The organism is Virgifigura deserti (genome assembly GCA_003576685.1).
GTDB lineage: Bacteria > Pseudomonadota > Alphaproteobacteria > Dongiales > Dongiaceae > Virgifigura > Virgifigura deserti.
Map to the genome: position 1 here is coordinate 16,716 of QOZR01000005.1, position 20,221 is coordinate 36,936.

Consider the following 20,221-nt stretch of genomic DNA (forward strand, 5'->3'; position numbering starts at 1 on the left):
CACAACCCGATCAGCCGATCGACATCAGGCTGGCATTGCCGCCAGCGGCGGCCGTGTTGACGCTCGTCGCCACCTCGTCGACCATCAGGTCGAGCGAATAGCCTTCCGCACCGCCGGCAAGCGCGGCGCTGGAAACGGCCTGCAGCAGAATGATCGGACCGTCGGTCTCGGCGAGCGCGCCCGCCGTCCTGATCACGGCATCCCCCGTCCCTTCCTGCAGCACGCCGACAATCGTCGTGGCTGCGGCACTGTCGACAATCCGCTCTTTGATCTCCGGCGGCAGATCGGCAAGGCTGTCCGCCAACCCGGATGCGGGATCGATCAGCGCCCGATTGCCGGTCGCGACTACGGCACCGAGTTGCAACGCCAGCCCCTGGAAGGTTTGCGGTTTGAGCAGGAAACAGCCCTTGGCGCGCAGGGCATAGGTATTGCGCTCACCCACCGGACCGGGCAGTTCGAGGATGAGGCAGGTGGCCGACTGGCGCGCATAGTTCGCGCAGCGTTCGGCCTCGGCGTCGAAGCCCTTGCCGCGCAGCCAGTTGCAATAGGTCGCGGCTGCGGTCTTTGGGGCGGTCCCGGCCTGATCACTCTCGATGAGATCGGGCAGCGCAATGCCGACGGTCTTGACGAGTCGGCGCAGATAAAGCGGGCCGCCGGCCTTGGGGCCGGTGCCCGACAGGCCGTGACCGCCGAAGGGCTGCACGCCGACAACTGCGCCGATAATGTTGCGGTTGACGTAGATATTGCCGACGCTGATACGGCTGATCGCCTGGCCGATCGTCTCGTCGATACGGCTATGGATGCCGAAGGTCAAGCCATAGCCCATGGCATTGATGTCGGCGATGAGTCCGTCCAGATTGCCGCGTTTGAAGCGCACGACATGGAGCACGGGCCCGAAGACTTCCGGCCCAAGATCGGCAACGTCGTTAAGCTCGATTATGGTCGGGGCCACGAAGGTGCCGTCGCGGTTCGATACGGGCAAGGATAGTTGCGCCGTGGCAAACCCGCGCGCAGCCATATCGGCGATATAGGCATTGATGGTCCGCTGCGCGTCTTCGGTGATGACGGGTCCGACATCGGTGCTCAGACGGTCGGAATTACCCAGGCTCAATTCCTGCATCGCCCCCTTGATCATGCTCAGGGTGCGGTCGGCGATATCATCCTGCAGGCACAAGAGGCGCAGGGCCGAGCAGCGCTGGCCGGCGCTGTCGAAGGCCGAAGTGATCACATCGGCGACGACCTGTTCGGGCAGGGCCGAGGAATCGACGATCATGGCATTCTGCCCGCCGGTTTCCGCGATCAGCGGAATGGGCCGCCCATCGGGCAGAAGGCGCTTTGCGAGCTCGGCCTGGATGAGGCGGGCGACGGCGGTCGAGCCGGTGAACAGGACGCCGCATGTCGCCTCGTGGGCAATGAGGGCGGCGCCGACGCGCCCGTCGCCGGGCAGCAGTTGCAGCACCTGCCGGGGCACGCCCGCCTCGTGCATCAGCCGCACGGCGGCCGCGGCGATCAGCGGGGTTTCTTCGGCCGGCTTCGCGAGTACGGGATTGCCCGCGGCGAGCGCCGCGGATATCTGGCCGGTGAAGATGGCGAGCGGGAAGTTCCATGGGCTGATGCAGACCACCGGCCCATTGGCGAGGTGGGTCGCATTGTCGAAATGGTCGATCACCCGCCGCGCATAATAGCGCAGGAAATCGACCGCCTCGCGGACTTCCCCGATCGCATTGACCGCCGACTTGCCTGCTTCGCGCATGGCGAGCCCCATGAAGACCGACATACGCTCTTCCAGGAGGTCGGCCGCGCGGAGCAGCGGCTTGGCCCGATCCGATGGCGCCGTCGCCGCCCAATCGTTTGCTGCAGCGGTGGCGATTTTCATGGCGCTGTCGATGTCCGCCTCGGAGGCATCGATGACCTCTCCGACGATGTCGCGGCGGTCGGCGGGGTTGCGCAGGAACCACCGTTCCCCCTCCGCCTCCCCTTCCCCGAGCAGCGGTTCGGCCCGCCAGACTTCCTTGGCGGTCGCGGTCAACTCCGCCTGAAGCACTTGCAACCGATGCTCGTTGGAGAGGTCCAGGCCTTCGGAGTTCTTGCGGCCTGGCCCGAGAATATGCGCCGGCAAGGCAATCTGAGGATGGGGAAGGCCAGGCGGATCATATTGGCGCGCGATCGCCACCGGATCCTCGACAAGGCTGTCGATTGAGATCGACTTGTTGGCGATCTGGTTGACGAAGGAGCTGTTGGCGCCGTTCTCCAGCAGGCGACGCACCAGATAGGCGAGCAGGGTCTCATGGGAGCCCACCGGTGCGTAGATGCGGCAGGGCCGGTCGAGCTTGTTCTTGCCCACGACCTGATCGTAGAGCGGCTCGCCCATGCCGTGCAGGCACTGGAACTCGTACTGCCCCTTCCAATAGTCCCCGGCCATCTTGTAGATCCACGCCATGGTGTGGGCGTTGTGAGTCGCGAATTGGGGATAGACCACGTCGGTCGCGGCGAGCAGCTTGCGGGCGCAGGCGAGATACGAGACGTCGGTATGCACTTTGCGCGTATAGACCGGAAAATCGTCCTGGCCGTCGAGCTGGGCGCGCTTGATCTCGCTGTCCCAATAGGCACCTTTGACGAGGCGGACCATCAGCCGATGGCTCGAGCGGCGGGCAAGGTCGATGAGATAGTCCAGCACGAAGGGGCAGCGCTTGGAATAGGCCTGGACCACGAAGCCGATGCCGTCCCAGCCCGCCAGGTCGCGATCGCGACAGAGCGCTTCGAGAATATCGAGCGAGAGTTCGAGCCGATCGGCTTCCTCGGCGTCGATATTGAGCCCGAGATCATATTGCCTGGCGAGAAGCGCCAGTTCCTTCACCCGCGGAAGCAGTTCGGACATCACCCGCTGATATTGGGCGCGACAGTAGCGCGGGTGCAGGGCCGAAAGCTTGATCGAAATGCCGGCGCCATCATAGATGCCACGGCCATTGGCCGACTTGCCGATGGCCTCGATGGCGGTGACGTAGTCCTTCATATAGCGGTCGGCATCGGCTGCCGTCATGGCGGCTTCGCCGAGCATGTCGTAGGAATAGCGAAAGCCGCGCGCCTCCTGCTTGCGCCCGTTGCGCAGAGCCTCCTCGATGGTCTGGCCGCAGACGAACTGCTCGCCCATGATGCGCATGGCCATATCGACGCCGGCACGAATGATCGGCTCTCCGCCCCGCGCCAAAAGCCGGGTCAGCGCGCCCGACATCGACTTGACATTGACCGGCGAGACGAGCCGTCCGGTAATGGCGAGGCCCCATGTGGCCGCGTTGACGAAGACAGACCGGTCGCCACCGAGATGGGCGCGCCAGTCGCCACGGGCGATCTTGTCCCTGATGAGCGCGTCGCGCGTCTCCTTGTCGGGTGTACGCAACAGAGCCTCGGCCAGACACATCAGCGCAACACCTTCGTCGCTCGAAAGCGCGTATTCATGCATCAGGCCCTCGATGCCGCCGCCGGTGCCGCGTTCGCGGATCGCAGTCACGACCTTGCGAGCCAGAGCCCTGATCTCTTCCTGCCGCGCTTCGCGCACCGCCGCCGCCTCGAGAAGCGGGGGCAGGCACTCGGTTTCAGGCCGCCGATAGGCCGCCGTGATCTTGTCGCGCAGGGCACTTTGGTGACCGGGCTTGCCGGCAAACTCGGAGAACGGGTCAGTCATCGGCACTCGCGCGACAGCCGCATCGGCTGAGGCGGACTTGCTCGATCTCGAATCTCCAGCGATGGAACGGGACATCACGGTCTTCCCTCATTGGCCCAGCGAGCAGGTTCCCAACCTGAGAGATAGCCCACCCGACCCCGGATAACCATTGCTATATTAGGCAACATGCCGTATGAATCGTGAAATATTCGTATGGAGCCGTATATATGGCGGATTTGGACGGAATTGATCGTCGCATCCTCAATGAGCTGCAGGCCGACGGCCGAATCTCCAATATAGAACTAGCGAACAGAGTCGGGCTTGCACCTACCTCGATGAGCGACCGGCTGCGGCGATTGCAGCGGCAAGGCTATATCGCCGGCTTCGGCGCGCGGCTCGACCCGCACCGCCTCGGGCTGGGATTGCTGGTCCTTGTCGAAGTGTCGCTCGATAAGACAACGCCGGACATCTTCGACAAATTTGCCGAGGCCGTCAGCAGGACGCCGGAAGTGCTGGAATGCCATATGGTTGCCGGTGGGTTCGACTACCTCATAAAGGCCCGTCTGCCCGACATGATCACTTATCGCCGCTTCCTGGGCGAGGTCCTGCTTTCCTTGCCAGGCGTCAGCGAAACCCGCACCTACCCGGTGATTGAAGAAGTAAAGAATGACGGCCCGCTGCCGATTTAGAGTGCCTGACATGACTTGCCCATGGTCGGCATTGGCCTGGGCGCGGCGCCGGCCCCGCCCGAAACCTCGGCACCATCACGTCCGCGGTCAAATACCTCGCTCGGCGATCATCAATCCTACCGCGCGTTCGGCGAGTGCGGCTATCGTCTTGGACGAGCTGAGGCCAAGCGCTCGCGGCACGATTGCTCCGTCCGGGACGTAAGGCCCGGATGGCCAAACACGCGTCCAGCGTGTCCGACCACGCCCGCCGCTGGCGCTGCAGCCATGTTGCACCCGCCAAGCGCTAACGTCGCGAATCCATCTACCTAGGGACTAAGTGAATCGCAGTGAGAGCCGGATGGCGTGCTGCATCCACTACGGGAGCGAAGCGGCCGGGCCGGAGGGTTCCGCGTCAGGCTGCTGTCCGCGTCAGGGTCATATTGTATCGCGGCAACAGATTAGGCGCGCGGTCAGGCGTCATATCCCGCACGGTCTTCTTGACAGGCGCTGACGTCAGACAGTCTCCGAATATGCCGTAATCGCATCATACACGTCGGCCTCATGATACGGCCCTATGCCTTCTGCGGAATAGCCGAAAGCTTTAAAAATTGGGCTGCGCTTCAAAATGGCTTCCACAAGCGCACGCTCTTCATCTTCGTACTCGACATACCGGCCCTTCCTAAATGCACCCCGGGTTTTCAGTGAGGAAGCGTCACCTTTTTTGCCGGGAGCGAGCCATGCCGCCTTATAGAGATTCTGCTCCTCCGCCGCTCGCATTTTTTCGAAAGAAGCAGCTTCGACAATTTGGCCAATGACGGCCTCATTTGCGGGAAGCTCTGAGAATCTCAAGATTCTCCCCAACTCATGCTTAGTATCAGCCAAGAGGTCTTCATATCGCAGCATCAGCACCGGAACGCCCGACTTGCGGATGCTCTGCACATAAAATGCTAAGTACTCTTCATATCTGCGAATACCGATTTTGGGGTCGGCAATAAAATTTTTAAATCGACATCCTTCATCCAAACGGATACCAAAAAACTTCTTGGTTTTCAGGTGCGCATAGAATGAAGCAACGACCTTTACTGGATCTCTTACCAGAAATATAACACCCGCGGGCGGGTTGTACCAAAGCCGCTCATAGTGATAACCGCTTAAGTCTTGATGCGGCGACACGCCGTGAACGTAATAGAACTTTGGCTCTTTGCGCCGTCGGTTGACAACACCATGAATATAGCGCCCCAAAGGTCGTCCGCTTATAGCGCTTTCAATGTGACATAGCATAAACCGCAACCAAGACCGCCCTGACTTGGGATATGACAGCACCGTATAATAGTCTCGATCGCGCTCCACCTCCCATTGCCGCACTCGCGAAGAGATGCGCTTCCAGAAGCTCTTCCGCCTTAGGAGCAGAACCAATCGTGTTTCAAAATCCAACAAATCGGATCGCCTCAATTTAGCAGGTCTGGTCCGTACAACGGCGATACTATCGACAGCCCATACAACAGCAGGGCGGATGCGTCGGAGCTTGGACACATCCGCCTCGTAAATAACTGATAAGCCTTGGGATTTTGGTGGGCGCACAAGGACTCGAACCTTGGACCCGCTGATTAAGAGTCAGCTGCTCTACCAACTGAGCTATGCGCCCCAAAACCCTGTCCGACCGCCGAGTCTCCCCTCGGCCACAGCATCGGCCGACCGGAGTGGGTCTGGAAAGACGGGCGGTATAGCAAAGCAGCCCTGCTTTGTCGATAGCTTTGGCCGATGCGGTCCGGTGACGGTTTGTCCTCGCCGCGACCCTCCTGCCGAGGCGGCGGCGCTCTCCGTGTCGCCGCGTTCATCCGGGGTCGATCCCCGCCACCTGTCGCGGCGGAACCTGCCGGCTGGGATCGCGCCGTTGTGTCTCGATCAGGATGTCGCGGGCGATCGGCGCGGCCACGGCTGACCCGCCGCCACCATGCTCGATCACGACGGCAACCGCGTAGCTTGGGGCCTGCACCGGCGCGAAGCCGACGAACAGCGCGTGATCGCGCTGGTTCCAGGGCAGATCCTCGTTCTTCCTCACCCCGGTGGCCCGCTCGCTCATGGTGATGCGTCGGACCTGGGCGGTCCCGGTCTTCCCGCCCATTGCCATGCCCGCCTCCTTGATTCGTGCGCCATAGGCCGTGCCTCGCGGGTGATTGGAAACCTGATCCATTGCCTCACGAATCAGCTCCAGCCTTCCCGGGGCGAAGCCGAGGGATGGAAAAGGCGGCTGCGCGGGCGTTTCTGGCGCGCCGTGGAAGACCGAGGGGCGGGTCAGGAACGGCTTCACCGCATATCCGCCGTTTACGATCCGCGCCGTCATCAGCGCGAGCTGCAGCGGCGTAGTCAGGACGAAGCCCTGCCCGATCCCGGTAACCATGGTCTCGCCCAGCTGCCACGGCTTGCCGATGTTGCCGAGTTTCCAGTCCCGGTCGGGGATCAATCCCGGGCGCTCGCCCGGAAGGTCGAGACCGGTTTCCTCTCCGAGGCCAAACCGGCGGGCCATCGCGGCGATCGCCTCGATCCCGACGCGCAGCGCGATGTCGTAGAAGTAGACATCGCAGGAATGCTTGATGCCGCCGATCATATCGACATGCCCGTGGCCAATCGCTTTCCAGCAATGGAACCGGGCATTGCCGAGGGTTATGAATCCCGGGCAGAAGACCTCTTCGCCGGGAGCGATACCGGCCTCCAGCGCAGCGAGCGCGACGATCATCTTGAAGGTGGAGCCGGGCGCGTACTGACCGGCGATCGCCTTGTTGTTCAGCGGACGGAACGGATCTGAAATCAGGCTATTCCAGCTTTGCGAGCTGATGCCCCGGTTGAAGGCGTTAGGGTCGTAAGTCGGCGTCGAGCCGAGCGCCAGGACGCCACCGCTGTGAATATCGAGCACGACGGCCGATCCGCTGTGCTCGGTGGCGAGGCGCTGTTGGACATATTGCTGGAGCGCCATGTCGATCGTCAGCACCTGGTCTTTTCCCGGCTGGCCCTCGTCGCGCGACAGCTCGCGGATGATTCGGCCAACGGCGTTCACTTCCACCTGGCTGGTTCCCGCCGAGCCGCGCAGGACCCCGTCATACTGCCTCTCGATCCCGCTCTTGCCGATCCGGAACCCCGGCAGTTCGAGCAGCGGCTCTCCGGTCAGGTCCGCCTCCGAAACAGCCGCCACATAGCCGACGACGTGGGCCGTCAGCCCACCGAACGGATAATCGCGCGTTTGCCCGACCTCGATGCTGACGCCCGGCAGGTCCGGCGCGTTCACCTCGATCTGCGCGACCTGATTCCAGGCAAGGTTGTCCCGCACGGTGATTGGAACGAAGGCGCGCCGATGGACGCCCTCGCGCAGGATCCGGATGTATTCGTCTTCGCTCAGGGGAATGATCCGCGCGAGATCGCGCAGCGTCACCTCGAGGTCGGGTGTCTGTTCCGGAACGATGACGACGCGGTAGTTCTGGTCATTCCTTGCGATCGGCACCCCGAACCGGTCGACGATTCGACCGCGCGGCGGCGGCAACAATTTGAGGCTGATTCGATTCTCATCCGCCAGGACGGTGTATTTCTCCGATTCGAGGACCTGCAGATAGTACATCCGCCCGGCCAAGGTGGACAGCAGCAGTGCCTTTCCACCGGCCAGCAGCGCGGTCCGCCGCGTGAAGATGCGATAGCGCTGTTGATCCTGCCGCATGTCAGTCCCGCCTCGACAGACCGCGCTGCGCGCGCGCGAACAGATGCGCCACGGCCGGGTAGAGCCCCACGGTCAGCAGGCAGTCGAAGATGGCGGGGCGTGGATCGACCACCGTTCCGAACAGCAGGCTGCTGATCACCCAGGCGGCAAAGGCTGCCCCTGCCGCCACCGCCGCGAAGCCGAGCCAGACGAGAGCGAAGGGGGCGCCCAGAAAGTTGCGGCGTTGTGAGACGATGATACCGTAAACGATCAGCAGCACCAGCACGCCGACGCCGACGGGCGCGTCGCCAAAGAAGTCATTGAGTACGCCGACCAGGAACACCGCCGGGGCCGGCAGAATCGTCGGGCGATGGAGCGCCCAATAGTAAACCGAGATCAGCGCGAATCCGGGGCTGACCGGCGCCAGATGCGGAATCTGTAGCGGCACGATCCCGAGGATCAGCAGCAGCACCGTAAGGGTGAACGGCCAGAGGGTACGCGCCACCAGATCGAGATGATGCCACAGCGATGACTTCACGGTGCGGCTTCAATCCGGCCGGTGCCCAGAGGGAGATAGGAGGATGCCCGGCAGTTCGTAATCGACCAGCCGGACATACTCGACGCGGCTCCAATCGACGAAAGGCTGCACGCTGACTCCGTCCTCACCGGCGGAGCTCACGACCCCGACCGGAAGCCCCGGCGGAAAAATGCCGCCGTGACCCGATGTGACGATCCGGTCGCCCGGTGTCGTTCCGGAGTTCGGCGGCAGATAAAGCAGGTGCGGAGAATTCGTGTTGTCGCCGGCGAGCACGGCGCGCTCGCGCGTCCGCTCGACGAGCACGGGAATGCGGGAGTTGATATCGGTCAGCAGCAGGATCCGCGCGGACCGCCGGCCCACCTCCGAAACCCGGCCGGCGAATCCCTCGCCCGTCATCACCGCCTGCCCCTTTCGGGCTCCGTCGCGATAGCCGGCAGTGACCAGGGCCGAGCGGACAAAGGGACCGGCGGTGTTACCGATCACCCGCGCCGAGATAAATCGGGCCCGCGGATCGGGCACAAGGTTCAGTAGCTCGCGAAGAGCCTGATTCTGCGCATCCAGCTCGCGGGCGACCGACTGCCATTGCAGAAGCCGCGCCCGGTCTTCGCGGAGGCGCGCATTCTCCTCTCTCAGATTCGCCAGTTCGCCGACATTCTCAAGGATCTCAGCCGCGCCCGAAACCGGTCGGGACAGGACATCGAGAATCGGACTGATGGCATCCACGACGGCGGCGCGCGTGCGTTCGATGATGATGCTGTCGGCCCGGTCGAGCAGCATCAGCGCGACGGACGCGCCGATCAAGAGGGCAAGCGTGAAACGCTGACTCCAGGCCTTCAGCGGAGATGCGAAACGCAGCATTGATCCTGCGTGTGACTTCATCGTCCCCCTCCCCGACGATGCTTACAGCGGACGGATCCTGCTGCCGTTCAGGAAAAAATAACCAATAGAAATCAGTGCTGTAGTAATGGTGACCTCAACCGCTCCGTAATGCAACTAATACATGTTTATCAAAACATTCTTCAATGTCTTCATTTCTTCCAGACAACGCCCCGTTCCCAGAGCAACACAGGACAGCGGATCGTCTGCGATCGAGACCGGCAGGCCGGTCGAGTGGCGCAGGACGAAATCCAGGTTGCCGAGCAGTGCGCCCCCACCGGTCAGCACGATGCCCTTGTCGACGATGTCCGCGGCGAGTTCCGGCGCGGTGTGCTCGAGCGCGACCTTCACCGCCTCGATGATCGCGCCGACCGGCTCAGCCAGGCTGTCGGCGATCTGACGCTGGCTGATCACGAGCTCCTTCGGCACGCCGTTCATCAGATCGCGCCCTTTGATCTCCATGACCTGCCCGTCACCGTCGTCCGGCGGGCAGGCCGAGCCGATCTCCTTCTTGATCCGCTCCGCGCTTCCCTCGCCGACCAGCAGATTGTGATTGCGGCGGATATAGCCGATGATCGCCTCGTCCATCTTGTCGCCGCCGACGCGGACCGAGCGGGAATAGACGATGCCGCCCAGCGAGAGCACGGCCACCTCGGTCGTGCCGCCGCCGATGTCGACGACCATGGAGCCGGTCGGCTCGGTCACCGGCAGTCCGGCGCCGATCGCCGCCGCCATAGGCTCCTCGATCAGGAACACACGCCGGGCGCCGGCGCTTTCCGCCGACTCCTGGATCGCCCGTCGCTCGACCGCGGTCGAACCCGACGGCACGCAGATGATGACCTGCGGGCTGGCGAAGCTGCGACGGTTGTGCACCTTTCGGATGAAGTGCTTGATCATCTCCTCGGCCACCTCGAAGTCGGCGATGACGCCGTCTCGCAGCGGCCGGATGGCGGAAATGTTGCCGGGCGTGCGGCCCAGCATCATCTTGGCCTCGTCGCCGACTGCAAGCACGTGCTTCTTGCCTCGGAGTTCGGCGATGGCCACGACCGACGGCTCGTTCAAGACGATCCCGCGCCCCTTGACATAGACCAGCGTATTGGCCGTGCCGAGGTCGATGGCCATGTCGGCGGACAGCATGCCCAGTAATCTAGAGAACATGAAACCTCACTCGTAATAAACGATGGCCGGTGTTGCCGCCCATCGCGGCGACAGCCCCGTTGTTTATCCTTGAACCGTCAAGCGGAAAGCGCTGCCGGCGCCGTCTTCTGGCGCTTCGTCAGCAGCTTGTTCAAAGCGTGGATATAGGCCCGGCAAGAAGCGACAAGCGTGTCGGTGTCGGCGCCTTGGCCGTTGACCGTCTTGCCGTTCTCTTCAAGCCGGACCGTGACTTCGGCCTGCGCGTCGGTGCCTGCGGTCACCGCATGCACCTGATAAAGCTGCAATCTGACCTCGTGCGGGAAGAGCTGCTTGATCGCGTTGAAGGTGGCGTCGACCGGGCCCGCCCCGATCGCCGTCGTGGTGTGCACCGCGCCGTCGATCTGCAGCTCGAGCTCCGCCTTCTGCGGCCCGCGCGATCCGGCGATCACCTGCAGCGAGACAAACCGGATCCGATCGTTGCTGCGGCCGACCTCGTCATCGACCAGCGCGACGATATCCTCGTCGAACACGTCCTTCTTCTTGTCGGCCAGATCCTTGAAGCGCCGGAAGGCCTCTTCGACCGCGTTGTCGCCGAGGTCGAAGCCCAACTCCTTCAGCTTCTCCTTGAAGGCGTGGCGGCCGGAATGCTTGCCCATCACCAGGGTCGAGCGGTTGAGGCCGACCGATTCGGGAGTCATGATCTCATAAGTCCCGGCATGCTTCAGCATGCCGTCCTGATGAATACCCGATTCATGCGCAAAGGCGTTGGCGCCGACGATCGCCTTGTTCGGCTGCACCACGAAGCCGGTGATGGTCGAAACCAGCCGCGAGGCCTTGGTAATGATCTCGGTATTGATGCCGGTGCTGTAAGGCAGGTTGTCGTGGCGCGTCCTGAGCGCCATCACGATCTCCTCCAGCGCGGCATTGCCCGCCCGCTCGCCGAGACCATTGATCGTGCATTCCACCTGCCGCGCGCCCGCGCCCACCGCCGCAAGCGAGTTCGCGACGGCCAGGCCGAGGTCGTTGTGGCAGTGGACGGAGATGATCGCCTTGTCGATGTTCGGCACCCGGTTCATCAGCATCGCGATCAGCGCCGCGAACTCCTCCGGCACCGCATATCCGACCGTATCAGGAATGTTGACGGTCCGCGCGCCGGCCTTGATCGCCGTCTCGACGCAACGGCACAGGAAATCATGCTCGGTGCGCGACCCGTCCTCCGGCGACCACTCGACGTCGTCGCACCGATTTCGCGCGTGGGCGACGCTGTCCGCGATCGCTTGGTGGACGGCCTCCGGCTCCATCTGCAGCTTATACTTCATATGCAGCGGGCTGGTCGAAATGAAGGTGTGGATGCGCGGCCGGGCGGCGCCGGACAGCGCCTCCCAGGCGCGATCGATGTCTTTCTTCGACGCCCGTGCCAGTCCGGCGACCGTGGCGCCACGGACCGTTCGGCCGATCTCGCGCACGGCGTCGAAGTCGCCGTTCGATGCGATCGGGAAACCGGCTTCGATGACGTCGACCCCGAGTTCCTCGAGAACCATCGCAATCCGCCGCTTCTCCTCCAGATTCATGGAGGCGCCGGGCGACTGCTCGCCGTCGCGCAGGGTCGTGTCGAAAATGATAACGCGGTTGCTGTCGATCGTGTGACTCATGGGATCACCCCTCCGTCTTCAGGCAACGCGGCGCGGCGGACAAGACATCCTCCGAGCGCCTGTTGCCGGCTACGGAGGCGCTCAGGGGTGCCTAGGAAGGGTTTGATCACCGGAAGCCAGGACGGGACAGAGGCAAGCCGCCCGAACCGGAGCAGCCGGGCGTAAAGCATCGGCGAACGCCCTGGAGAGGCTGCTGAAACGCGGCAAGGACATGGCTGTGCCTGTTTGTTCGAAAGACCGTGGCGGGTCCGATATTTTGTAACCCTGCCACGCTAAGGTTAACAAGTCCTTTGTTCAGTGTTGTGAAGAGCGGGACCAGGTCCCAAATGCGCGTAGCATAGGGCCGGCCCTATGTGGCCGTCCGATCGCACACAAAACGCCCGATCGGGGCGCCCACACAGGGACGCCCCTACGATCATGGATCGCCGACGGGATCAGTTCCGGTTCTTGTCGACGAGGCGGTTGGCGCCGATCCACGGCATCATACCCCGCAGGCGAGCGCCGACCTCCTCGATCGGATGCTCGGCATGGCGCCGGCGGGTGGCCTTGAAGCTCGGCTGTCCGGCTTGGTTCTCGAGCACCCAATCGCGGGCGAAGCGGCCTGACTGGATGTCCTCGAGGATCCGCTTCATCTCTTCTCGGACTGCCGGGGTAACGACCCGCGGCCCACGCGTGTAGTCGCCGTACTCGGCCGTGTTCGAGATCGAATAGCGCATATTGGCCATGCCGCCCTCATACATCAGATCGACGATCAGCTTCACCTCGTGCAGGCACTCGAAATAAGCCATCTCCGGCGCATAACCGGCCTCGACGAGGGTTTCGAACCCGGCGGTGATCAAGGCCGAGAGGCCGCCGCAGAGAACCACCTGCTCGCCGAACAGGTCGGTCTCGCACTCTTCCTTGAAGGTGGTCTCGATGATTCCGGAACGGCCGCCGCCGAGGGCGCAGGCATAGGAGAGGGCGATCTCCTGCGCATTGCCGCTCGGATTCTGCTCCACCGCCACCAGGCAGGGCACTCCGCCGCCGCGCTGATATTCGGAGCGGACGGTGTGGCCCGGACCCTTGGGCGCGATCATGAAGACGTCGAGGTCGGGCCGCGGCTCGATCAGCTTGAAATGGATGTTGAAGCCGTGCGCGAAGGCGAGCGCCGCGCCCTGCTTCATGTTCGGCGCGAGATCGTCGCGATAGAGCTGCGCCTGCAATTCGTCGGGGGTCAGCACCATCACGACATCCGCCCATTTCGCGGCGTCTGCGGCTGACATGACCGTGAGGCCGGCGGCCTCCGCCTTCTTGACCGTGGCCGAGCCGGGCCGCAGCGCTACCCGGACCTCGCTAACGCCGCTGTCCTTGAGGTTGAGGGCATGGGCGTGGCCCTGGCTGCCATAGCCGACGACGGCCACCTTCTTGCCCTTGATCAGGTTTACATCGGCATCACGGTCATAATAAACGCGCATCGGAAATCCCCATTGAAAACGGCAGAGGCCAGCCTGCGGAAAACAGTGTTTCGGCTACGGAAGGCGCTGTTTTAGATCGCCTCCGGCCCGCGCGCAATGGCAACGACGCCCGTGCGCGAAACGTCGACCAGGCCCAGCGGCTGCATCAGGTTGATGAAAGCGTTGAGCTTCTCCGGCGATCCGGTCATCTCGAAGACGAAGGACTCGAGGGTGCTGTCGACCACACGGGCGCGAAAGATATCGGCGATCCGCAGCGATTCGATCCGCTTGTCCCCCGTCCCGTTCACCTTGACGAGCGCCAGCTCGCGCTCGAGATGCGGCCCCTCGTTAGTCAGGTCGCTGACCCTATGGACGGGCACGAGGCGGCCGAGCTGTGCCTTGATCTGCTCGATGATCATCGGCGTGCCCGAGGTGACGATGGTGATACGCGACAGGTGCCTCGCCATGTCGACCTCGGCCACCGTCAGGCTTTCGATATTGTAGCCGCGGCCCGAGAACAAGCCGATGACCCGGGCGAGGACTCCGGCCTCGTTATCGACGAGAACGGAAATCGTATGTCGTTCGATTGCTTCCACCGGATAGCGCTCCAGTCCCAGATGCCACGGTTAGACCAAAACCATGCCTTCTTCGGAGACTGGCTTCGCGACATCATCGGGCCCGAGCAGCATTTCATTGTGCGCCGCGCCCGATGGGATCATCGGGAAGCAGTTCTCCGTCTGGTCGACGCAGCAATCGACGATGACCGGCGCCTTGACGGCGATCATCTCGCGAATGACGTCGTCGAGCTCGTCCGGCTTCTGGGCGCGCAAGCCCACGGCGCCGAACGCCTCGGCCAGCTTCACGAAATCCGGCAGGGATTCGGTGTAGCTCTCCGAATAGCGCCCGCCATGCAGAAGCTCCTGCCACTGCCGCACCATCCCCATCCACTGATTGTTCAGGATGAAGATCTTGACCGGCAGCTTGTACTGGACGGCGGTCGACATCTCCTGGATGTTCATCAGGATCGATGCCTCGCCGGCGACGTCGACGACGAGCGCGTCGGGATGCGCCATTTGCACGCCGACCGCCGCCGGCAGGCCGTAACCCATGGTGCCGAGCCCGCCGCTGGTCATCCAGCGATTGGGCTTCTCGAACCGGAGGAACTGTGCCGCCCACATCTGATGCTGACCGACTTCGGTCGTGACGTAAAAGTCACGGTCCCCGATCGCCGCCTGCAGGCGCTGCAGGGCATATTGCGGCTTGATGATCTTGTCCGAGTTTTTGTAACGCAGGCAGTCGCGCCCGCGCCATTGCTCGATGCTCCGCCACCACTCGGCGAGCGCCGCCGCGTCGGGCCGCGCCTTCGTCCGCTTCCAGGCCGCGATCATCGCCTCGAGCACCAGCTTGACGTCGCCGACGACCGGAAGGTCGACCCGGACGTTCTTGTTGATCGAGGACGGATCGATGTCGACATGGATCTTCTTCGAGTTCGGCGAGAAGGCGGTCAACCTGCCGGTCACCCGATCGTCGAACCGGGCGCCGATATTGATCATGACATCGCAGTCATGCATCGCCAGGTTCGCCTCGTAGGTGCCGTGCATGCCCAGCATTCCCAGGAAATGCGGGTCCGAGGCCGGCATGGCGCCGAGCCCCATCAGGGTCAGCGTGCAGGGAAAGCCGGTCATCCGGACGAACTCGGTCAGCAGGGCCGACGCTTCGGGGCCGGAATTGATGACCCCGCCGCCGCAATAGAACAGCGGCCGCTTGGCCGAGGCCATCAGCGCCACTGCCTGCTCGATCCGATCGGCGTCGGGCGTGGTCTGCGGCTTGTAGCTGCGACGCTCCACGTCGATACCGTCGGGATAGGCGCCCTTGCCCTGCAGGATGTCCTTCGGTAGGTCGACCACGACCGGTCCGGGCCGGCCGCTACGGGCGACGTAGAACGCCTCATGCATGACCCGCGGCAGATCGGCGATGTCCTTGACGAGATAGTTGTGCTTGGTGCAGGGCCGCGTGATGCCGACGGTATCGGCCTCCTGGAACGCGTCGTTGCCGATCAGATGAGTCGGCACCTGTCCGGTCAGGCAGACCACCGGGATGCTGTCCATCAGCGCGTCGGTCAGGCCGGTGACCGCATTGGTGGCACCCGGACCGGACGTCACCAGGACGACGCCGACCTTGCCGGTCGACCGGGCATAGCCTTCCGCGGCATGAACCGCGCCCTGCTCGTGCCGAACCAGGACATGACGCAGCGCATTCTGCTTGAACAGCTCGTCATAGATCGGAAGAACGGCGCCGCCCGGATAGCCGAATACGACATCAACGCCCTGGTCCACCAGAGCCTTGATGACAATTCCTGCTCCCGTCAATTCCTGCGTCATCGTCTCGTCCTCGCTATGACATGCGTTTCGACGCGATCGGCCTGGTTGCCGATCGCCCATGCTGCGCCGCGGTAAACCCCTGATCCAGCGGCGATATTCCGGTTAATGGCATCATGCGGAGCCTGTCGGCTTTCGCACTGCACCGTAGCCTAGGCCTTCGATCCGGAACGGTCAATCAATAATGACGAATTATGTTGCAGATCTCGTCTGCCAACCTTTCCGAATATTGCGCCGCGGAACCATCCACCTCCAATCGATGGGCGTCGGCCATCTGATGGCGGAACCAGGTCATCTGCCGCTTGGCATAGCGCCGCGTTGCCTGCTGCGCCGCGGTCGTCGCCTCGACGAGCGTCAGCTCGCCATGAATGTGGCGGCGGAGTTCAGGGATTCCCAGGGCCTTCATGGCAGGGAGCTGCGGATCGAGCCCGAGCGCATCGACACGCTCGGCCTCGACCAAGGCGCCCTGGTCGAGCATGCGCAGGAAACGGGCGTCGCAGGCCGCATAAAGCGCGGCCCGCGCCGGCGCCACGACGAAGCTGGTGAATTGAAGATCGCCCAGGGGATCGCCCGGGGAATCGTCCGGGGCACCGCCCAGGGAGGCACCCGGCGAGCCACTTGTCGGCGTGGCCGGCTCGCGCTGCCACGCATCGAGCGAGCGTCCGGTCGCCTCCAGCACCTCCCAGGCGCGCGCCAGCCGCTGCCGGTCGCTCGGGTTGAGCCGCGCCGCCATGGCCGGGTCGCGACGGGCCAGTTCTCGGTGGAAGGCCTCGCCTCCCATATCGGCCAGCTTTGCCCGCGTCGCCGCGCGCACCGCCAGCGGGATTTCGGGCACGGGCGCCAGCCCTCGCATCAGCACCCGCAGATAGAGCCCGGTACCGCCGACCACCACCGGAAGCCGTCCGGCCGCTGAGGCCGCGGCGATCTCCTCCAACGCCCGTTCGCGCCAGAGCGCGGCCGAGTAGGGCTGGGCGACCGGGAGAAATCCATAGAGGCGGTGCGGCACCGCGGCACAGTCGCTCGCGTCCGGCCGGGCGGTCAGGACCGATAGCTCGCGATAAACTTGCATGCTGTCGGCATTGATGATCGTACCGTCGAGAGCCCTGGCGACGGCGAGGCCGATCGCAGATTTGCCGCTCGCCGTCGGGCCCGCGATGACCACCGCCCGCGTCGCCGCGCGTTTATTTTCGATTTCCGTCCGGCCCACATCCGTATGTAGGGGCGGGTTTGAAACCCGTCCCTACGGTGCTGCTATCCTTGGTCGATCCGCAGGGCGACCCACTGATATTCGCCGTCGCGATCGACCAGCAGGGTGACGACACGGTAGCCATTCTCCCGGGCTTGGCTCACCCTTTGGTCGACATCCCCGGGATTGGCGACCGGCTCCTGATCGACCTCGACGATCACGTCGCCGGGGCGCAGATCCTTCTCAGCCGCCGAACCGGCCTGGTCGACCTCGGTGATCACAACGCCCGATGCGCCATCATCCAAGCCGAAGCGCTCTCGCAACTCGGGCGACATTTCCGCCAGGGCCAGCCCCAGCAGATCGACCGTCCCCTCCCGCCTCTCTGGCGTGCCTTGCGGCTCTTGCGGAGTGAGGGCGGCCATCTCTGCGGCCTCGTCCAGCTCGCCGAGCACGACATTCAACGTCACTTCTCGGCCTTGCCGCCAGACGACGACTTCGACCTCCTTGTCGATCGCGGTTTCGGCCACCATCCGCGGCAGCTTGCGCATCTCCTCGACCGGCCGGCCATCGAATTTCAAGACGACATCGCCCTGCTCGATGCCCGCCAGATCGGCCGGGCCGTTCTCGGTGACGTTCGCGACCAGCGCCCCTTCCGTGCTCGGCAGGCGCAGGCCTTCCGCCAGCTCTTCGTTGACCGTTTGGATGCGCACGCCGAGCCAACCGCGGCGCGTGTGCCCATATTCGCGAAGCTGGGCGATCACGTTGCGGGCGAGGTTGGACGGGATGGCGAAGCCGATGCCGACGCTGCCGCCCGAGGGTGAGAAGATCGCCGTATTGATGCCGATGACCTCGCCGTCCATGTTGAACATCGGCCCGCCGGAATTGCCCCGGTTGATCGAGGCGTCGGTCTGCAGGAAATCGTCATAAGGGCCGGCCATGATGTCGCGCTTTCGCGCCGAGACGATGCCGGCCGTGACCGACCCTCCCAGGCCGAAGGGATTGCCGATTGCAACCACCCAGTCGCCGATCCGGGTCTTGTCGGAGTCGCCCCAGGCCACCGCCGGCATCGGCTCTTTCGCATCAACCTTCAGCAGGGCGAGGTCGGTCTTATCGTCGATGCCGATAACCTCAGCCGTCAGCTCGGTATCGTCATGCAGCCTGACCGTGACCTCGTCGGCGCCCTCGATGACATGGTTGTTGGTGACTATATAGCCGGCCGGGTCGATGATGAAGCCCGAGCCGAGCGAGGTCGCACGACGCGGGCGCTCCATGCGTCCCTGACGGTCGAAGAACTCTTTGAAGAACTCGTCGAGTTCCTGATCGCCGCTGGTTCCCGCCATCTGCTCCTGCGTCGTCGAGACATTGACGACGGACGGCAGCAGCTTTTCGGCAAGATCCGCGAAGCTGTCCGGCGCCGGACGAGCGGAGGCTGCGGCGGCAGCCAGCAGAAGCGCCGCGGCGATCGGCAACGCGAGAAGCGGATGAAGCCATTGGGGAGCTGTTAAGGAATGGCGCCCGCTCGCAGAGAACAGCGCCGCGGTTGTCATCATTGCACGGGTCGTTGGCTTCAACGGAATCTCCATCACGACGGCTCATGAGCGGTCCGGTTCGCCGCCCATCGAACTTGGCGCATCTCGCATCTAAAATAGGCCATTTTCGCCCGCGATTGGTAAAGAATCATGCAATGGCCGCCAGCAAGACAGCCATCCGGCCCCCCATTGGCGTATCGGGGCGCGTCGGAGGCGCGTCATCCGCGCACCAGCCAAACGACAAGAACGCCGACGGCGGCGGATAACAACCCAACCAAACGGAGCGACTGCGCGGAATGCGCCAACATCTCGGCCACGAGCCGTTTGAGCAGATCCGGCGCCAATGCCAGCAGGAGGCCTTCCAGAACCAGGACAAGTCCCAGCGCCGTCGCCAGATCGAAGACACCGACCCCCGTCATCGCCGTTTCCTTCGGGCCGCAGTCAAATCATCAGCCCTGGATCCATCGACTTGGGCCAGGCCATCGGCCGAAGCGGCGGCAGGGTGACGAACATCGCTCCGCCGCCGTCCCCCGCGCCGCTACTCCTGGGTGCCGTTACTCCGCCTGGGCCTGCCGATTGCCGCCCGTCGACGCCGAGGCCTGGGACTCACCGGGCCCTTGCCCGAAGAACCGGAAGAAATCGCCGTCCGGCGGTCCGACGAAGGTCGTCGTCTCGCTCGGTAGTCCCTCCTTCAGAGCCTGCATCGACCGGTAGAAGTCGAAGAAGGTGGGGTCCTGCCCATAGGCATCATTGTAGATGGCCGTCGCCTGCGCATCGCCCTCACCGCGCAAGATCTCTGCGGTCCGCCGCGCATTGGCGAGGATGACGACGCTTTGCTTGTCGGCCTCGGCGCGGATCGTCTGCGCGTCGCGGGCGCCCTCTGCCCGAATGCGCCGCGCCTCCTGCTCGCGCTGCGTCTGCATGCGGCGGAAGATGGCCTGGCTGTTCTCCTCCGGAAGATCGAGGCGCTTTATCCGCACGTCGACGACGTTGATGCCGAAGGTCTGCGCCTCCACGTTCACCTGCTCGGCGATCTGCTGCATCAGCCCGCCGCGCTGGTTGGTGAGAATGAAGTCCAGAGGCACCTCGCCCAGCGCGCCGCGCAGGGTCGAACTGATGATCGAGCGTAGCCGCGCCTGGACACCTGCCTCATTAGTCACCGTCTGGAAGAACCGCAGCGGGTCGGTGATCCGGAATCGCGCGAACGCGTCGACCACGACCTGCTTCTGATCGACGGTCGGCACCTCCGCCGCCGGCGCATCGAAGTTCAGAACCCTGTTGCTGAAGACGACGACATTCTGAATGAACGGAACCTTGAAGTGCAGGCCGGGCTCCTTGACGACGCGCTGCGGCTCGCCGAACTGCAGCACCAGCGCCTGCTCGGACTGGTGCACGGTATAGACGGAGGAAAGCGCCACCAACACGGCGACGGCGGCCGCGATAGCCAATCCAATGAGGGCTGGACGCTGCATTATTAT

Annotated in this window: 15 protein-coding genes and 1 tRNA gene; 1 reads left to right on the forward strand and 15 read right to left on the reverse strand. The window is 63.8% G+C overall.

The window, feature by feature from the left end; all coding sequences use genetic code 11:
- Positions 1 to 10: 10 nt before the first annotated feature.
- Entirely contained in the window at positions 11 to 3,757 is a 3,747-nt protein-coding gene (putA, locus tag DT069_RS09945; protein ID WP_119460163.1) for a trifunctional transcriptional regulator/proline dehydrogenase/L-glutamate gamma-semialdehyde dehydrogenase, read from the reverse strand.
- 131 nt (positions 3,758 to 3,888) lie between these two features.
- Here putA and DT069_RS09950 point away from each other — a divergent pair, with 131 nt between their 5' ends.
- Positions 3,889 to 4,350, forward strand: coding sequence for an Lrp/AsnC ligand binding domain-containing protein (locus DT069_RS09950; RefSeq protein ID WP_119460164.1), 462 nt, complete (start codon positions 3,889 to 3,891; stop codon positions 4,348 to 4,350).
- A gap of 492 nt (positions 4,351 to 4,842) precedes the next feature.
- Here the strand turns inward: DT069_RS09950 and DT069_RS09960 are convergent, their stop codons facing one another.
- The 14 genes from DT069_RS09960 to hflC all read right to left on the reverse strand — a co-directional run bounded on the left by DT069_RS09960 (position 4,843) and on the right by hflC (position 20,215).
- A complete protein-coding gene (locus tag DT069_RS09960) occupies positions 4,843 to 5,910 on the reverse strand; it encodes a sulfotransferase domain-containing protein (RefSeq protein ID WP_425450137.1) in 1,068 nt (355 codons plus the stop codon).
- A tRNA-Lys gene (locus tag DT069_RS09965) sits at positions 5,899 to 5,974 on the reverse strand. The genes DT069_RS09960 and DT069_RS09965 overlap by 12 nt, the downstream gene beginning before the upstream one ends.
- 189 nt (positions 5,975 to 6,163) lie before the next feature.
- Entirely contained in the window at positions 6,164 to 8,035 is a 1,872-nt protein-coding gene (gene mrdA / locus DT069_RS09970; protein ID WP_119460166.1) for a penicillin-binding protein 2, read from the reverse strand.
- Between the two features lies 1 nt (position 8,036).
- The gene (gene mreD / locus DT069_RS09975) at positions 8,037 to 8,552 is read right to left on the reverse strand and encodes a rod shape-determining protein MreD (protein ID WP_119460167.1); all 516 of its coding nucleotides are present in this window, start codon (positions 8,550 to 8,552) and stop codon (positions 8,037 to 8,039) included.
- 9 nt (positions 8,553 to 8,561) lie between these two features.
- On the reverse strand, positions 8,562 to 9,431 hold the full coding sequence (gene mreC, locus DT069_RS09980) for a rod shape-determining protein MreC (RefSeq protein WP_119460168.1): 870 nt from the start codon (positions 9,429 to 9,431) through the stop codon (positions 8,562 to 8,564).
- Positions 9,432 to 9,545: 114 nt separating this feature from the next.
- A complete protein-coding gene (locus tag DT069_RS09985; RefSeq protein WP_119460169.1) occupies positions 9,546 to 10,586 on the reverse strand; it encodes a rod shape-determining protein in 1,041 nt (346 codons plus the stop codon).
- Positions 10,587 to 10,663: 77 nt separating this feature from the next.
- Positions 10,664 to 12,217 (reverse strand): 2-isopropylmalate synthase, encoded by a 1,554-nt coding sequence (locus tag DT069_RS09990; RefSeq protein WP_119460170.1) that lies wholly within the window; start codon positions 12,215 to 12,217, stop codon positions 10,664 to 10,666.
- A gap of 434 nt (positions 12,218 to 12,651) precedes the next feature.
- Positions 12,652 to 13,671 carry a ketol-acid reductoisomerase gene (gene ilvC, locus DT069_RS09995; protein ID WP_119460171.1) on the reverse strand — a complete coding sequence of 340 codons (1,020 nt, stop codon included), beginning with the start codon at positions 13,669 to 13,671 and terminating at the stop codon, positions 12,652 to 12,654.
- A 71-nt stretch (positions 13,672 to 13,742) separates the two neighbouring features.
- Entirely contained in the window at positions 13,743 to 14,246 is a 504-nt protein-coding gene (ilvN, locus tag DT069_RS10000) for an acetolactate synthase small subunit (RefSeq protein ID WP_425450138.1), read from the reverse strand.
- 30 nt (positions 14,247 to 14,276) lie between these two features.
- Positions 14,277 to 16,031, reverse strand: coding sequence for an acetolactate synthase 3 large subunit (locus DT069_RS10005; RefSeq protein WP_119460173.1), 1,755 nt, complete (start codon positions 16,029 to 16,031; stop codon positions 14,277 to 14,279).
- 175 nt (positions 16,032 to 16,206) lie between these two features.
- On the reverse strand, positions 16,207 to 17,190 hold the full coding sequence (gene miaA / locus DT069_RS10010) for a tRNA (adenosine(37)-N6)-dimethylallyltransferase MiaA (protein WP_425450139.1): 984 nt from the start codon (positions 17,188 to 17,190) through the stop codon (positions 16,207 to 16,209).
- 89 nt (positions 17,191 to 17,279) lie between these two features.
- Positions 17,280 to 18,764 (reverse strand): DegQ family serine endoprotease, encoded by a 1,485-nt coding sequence (locus DT069_RS10015; RefSeq protein WP_425450140.1) that lies wholly within the window; start codon positions 18,762 to 18,764, stop codon positions 17,280 to 17,282.
- Between the two features lie 197 nt (positions 18,765 to 18,961).
- Entirely contained in the window at positions 18,962 to 19,162 is a 201-nt protein-coding gene (locus DT069_RS10020; RefSeq protein ID WP_119460175.1) for a DUF2065 family protein, read from the reverse strand.
- Positions 19,163 to 19,297: 135 nt separating this feature from the next.
- Positions 19,298 to 20,215, reverse strand: a complete 918-nt coding sequence (gene hflC / locus DT069_RS10025; RefSeq protein WP_119460176.1) for a protease modulator HflC — start codon at positions 20,213 to 20,215, stop codon at positions 19,298 to 19,300.
- Positions 20,216 to 20,221 lie beyond the last annotated feature (6 nt).